This window comes from Sinomonas sp. G460-2 (assembly GCF_047759905.1).
In the GTDB taxonomy this organism is placed as follows: domain Bacteria; phylum Actinomycetota; class Actinomycetes; order Actinomycetales; family Micrococcaceae; genus Sinomonas.
In genome coordinates, this window is record NZ_JBKZWT010000378.1 from 1 (window position 1) to 3,166 (window position 3,166).

General features: G+C 70.4%; 2 protein-coding genes and 1 pseudogene. 2 read left to right on the plus strand and 1 reads right to left on the minus strand.

What is annotated here, in order from left to right; translation table 11 throughout:
* Positions 1 to 369: 369 nt before the first annotated feature.
* Positions 370 to 735 (plus strand): annotated as a pseudogene (locus ACLN58_RS20055) (ArsR/SmtB family transcription factor); the annotation flags it as partial.
* A gap of 140 nt (positions 736 to 875) precedes the next feature.
* On the plus strand, positions 876 to 1,952 hold the full coding sequence (locus ACLN58_RS20060) for a cation diffusion facilitator family transporter (RefSeq protein ID WP_415856996.1): 1,077 nt from the start codon (positions 876 to 878) through the stop codon (positions 1,950 to 1,952).
* Between the two features lie 88 nt (positions 1,953 to 2,040).
* Here ACLN58_RS20060 and ACLN58_RS20065 read toward each other — a convergent pair.
* The coding region (locus ACLN58_RS20065; RefSeq protein ID WP_415856995.1) for an aldehyde dehydrogenase family protein at positions 2,041 to 3,166 on the minus strand (1,126 nt) is incomplete at its 5' end.

Sequence of the window (3,166 nt, forward strand, 5' to 3'; positions counted from 1 at the left end):
ATCGGCGCGCGCGAGCTCGCCGAGATAGGGGCCGTTCACGAGATCGTCGCGGAGGGGCCGGGGTTCCTCGAACGCGTGGCGCTCGCGGCGTCGCGGCAGCTCAGGGCGCAGGGGGAGCCCGGCTGAAGGATGCAGTTGAGGGAGGCGCAGGCGCCCGGCACGCTCGGTGCCGGGCGCCCTCCCGTTCCCCGGGGAAACGCCCTTCCGTCCTAGACGCTCTGCCCAGTGTCTGGCCGGGCTCGGGCCGATCCGGGGCGGGTCGATCGGCTTGGAGTCCGCTGAGTGCAGCCTACGTCCGGCAACCGGCGCGATGGCAGCGCTCACGCTGTGCGAAGTGTTGGGGCGAGCGAACTGTGCTTTAATCTGCGTATGCATGCAGATAAGCAGATGTGTGGTCGCGATCCCGATTCGCAATACGTGAATCTCGCGGTCGAGATCTTCTCGATGCTCGCCGACGCGACGCGTGTACGGATCATCCTTGCGCTGAGCACCCGCGGCGAGCTGTCCGTGAACCATCTGGCCGACGTGGTGGGCAAGGCCCCGGCGGCAGTGTCGCAGCATCTGGCCAAGCTGCGCCTCGCGCGCGTGGTCACCGTGCGTCAAGACGGGACGCGGGCGTTCTACCGCCTGACCGACGAGCATGCCTCGCGGCTCGTGAACGAGGCGATCTTCCAGGCCGAGCACGCGCTCGGCGGCGAGCCGCGGCATCACCACCCCGTGGCCGATGAGCCTGCTCGTGAATCGGTGCCCCGCGAGTCGGTGACTCGCGAATCGGTGACTCGAGAGGCCGCCGACCGTCCCGCCGACCGTCCCGCCGAGCGGGCCGAGGAGGTGCGGGCGTGACGGCACAGGACCACGAGCACGGGCGGATCCCCGTGCCTGAGCACGCTGACGAGCACGGCCACGACCACCCGCATGACCACGATCACCCGCATGATCACGATCATGACCACGCGCACGGCGACGAGCACGAGCACGAGCACGATCACCCGCACGGCCACGACCATCATCACGGTGGTGGCGTCCTCGGCGCGCTCAAGGAATTCTTCGTCCCGCATACCCACGACGCCGCCGACTCGATCGACGACGCCCTCGAGGCGAGCCACGAGGGCGTCCGGGCGCTGAAGATCAGCCTGTTCGCGCTCCTCGGCACGACGCTCCTGCAGTTCGTCGTCGTCCTGATCAGCGGTTCGGTGGCCCTGCTGGCGGACACGGTGCACAACTTCTCCGACGCGCTCACTGCCGTGCCGCTCTGGATAGCGTTCCTCCTCGCCCGCCGCCCCGCGACCAAGCGCTACACCTATGGGTACGGCCGCGCGGAGGACCTCGCGGGGCTGTTCATCATCGCGGTCGTGGCGCTCTCGGCGATCGTGGCCGCGTGGCAGTCGGTCGGCCGCCTCATCCACCCGCAGCCGCTCGAGAACCTCTGGTGGGTCGTCGTGGCGGGGATCATCGGCTTCGCCGGAAACGAGGCCGTCGCGGTGTACCGAATCAGCGTGGGACGCCGCATCGGCTCGGCCGCGCTCGTGGCAGACGGCATCCACGCCCGAACGGACGGCTTCACGTCCCTCGCGGTCGTGGTCGGCGCGTTCGGCGTGATGCTCGGGTTCCCGCTCGCGGATCCGATCGTGGGCCTGCTCATCAGCATCGCGATCTTCGTGCTCCTGTGGGGCACCGTGAAGAGCCTGGGCCGGCGGCTCCTCGACGGGATCGAGCCCGATCTCGTGCACCGCGCGGAGCACGCGCTCGAGGCGACCCCGGGGGTCATGGGCATCGAGCGGCTCCAGCTTCGCTGGATCGGGCACCGACTGCACGGCACCGCCGTCGTCCGCATTGCGGTGAGCACAACCATCGGCGAGGCGGACGCGATCCGGCACGACGCCCGCCGCCGCCTCGACCGCGCGCTGCCCAACGTCGAGGACATCACGATCGCGGCCGGGGGCGGGCACTGAGCCCAAAGCCCGCGCCCGTTGCGCCGTCACGTCCGCAGGGTGCACACCCCGCGGGCGTGACGGCACAACGTGGACTGGCCGTTGGTGACTAGCCGTTGATGATCTGCGGGACGCCGAGGTGCTTGAGGCCCTCGGCGCCGAACTCGAGGCCGTAGCCGGACTGCTTGGCCCCGCCGAACGGGATGAGCGGGTGGACGGCGCCGTGCTGGTTGATCCACACGGTTCCGGCCTCGAGCCGGGCGGCGACCTCGCGGGCCGTGGCCTTGTCCGCGGACCACACGGAGGCGCCGAGGCCCACGCTGACCCCGTTCGCCATCGCGACGGCCTCGTCGACCGTCGAGTACTTGATGATCGGCAACGCCGGGCCGAACTGCTCCTCGGCCACGAGCGGGTTGTCGTTCGCGATGTCCGCGACGAGGGTCGTGGGGTAGAAGTAGCCGGGCTGGCCGGGCTCGGGGTCGCCGCCGAGCAGCACGCGTGCGCCCGAATCCTTCGCGGCCTCGACTAGGCCGGCGACGATCTCGAACTGCGCCTTGTTCTGCAGCGGGCCCAGGACGTTGGCCTCGTCGAGCCCCACGCCCATGGGGACGGCGCTCGCATACGCGGTGAGGGCCTCGCACACGGCGTCGTAGAGAGCCTCGTGCACATAGAGGCGCTTGAGGGCTGCGCACGTCTGGCCCGTGTTGATGAACGCGCCCCAGAACAGACCCTCGGCGATCGCGGCCGGGTCGGCGTCCGGCAGGACGATGCCGGCGTCGTTGCCGCCGAGCTCGAGGGTGAGACGCTTCACGGTGTCCGCCGAGGAGCGGATGATCGCCTTGCCGGTCGCGGTCGAGCCCGTGAACATGACCTTGCCGATCTCGGGGTGCTCGGCGAGGGCCTGGCCCACCTCGCGTCCGCCCGAGACGACCGTCAGGAGGCCCTCGGGGATCGCCTCGTTGAGCACCTTCACGAGCGCGAGGACGCTCAGCGGCGTGTATTCGCTCGGCTTGACGATCACGGCGTTGCCCATGCGGAGCGCGGGGGCGATCTGCCAGACCGTGATCATCATGGGCCAGTTCCACGGGCCGATCGCGCCGACGAGCCCGATGGGACGGTAGTGCAGCTCGGCGTAGGTCTCGCCGTCGTCCACCACGACCTCGGGGACGAGCGCCGTCGCGGCGGTGGCGCGCAGCCAGGCCGCGCACGCGCCCACCTCGAAGCGCGCGTTGGGG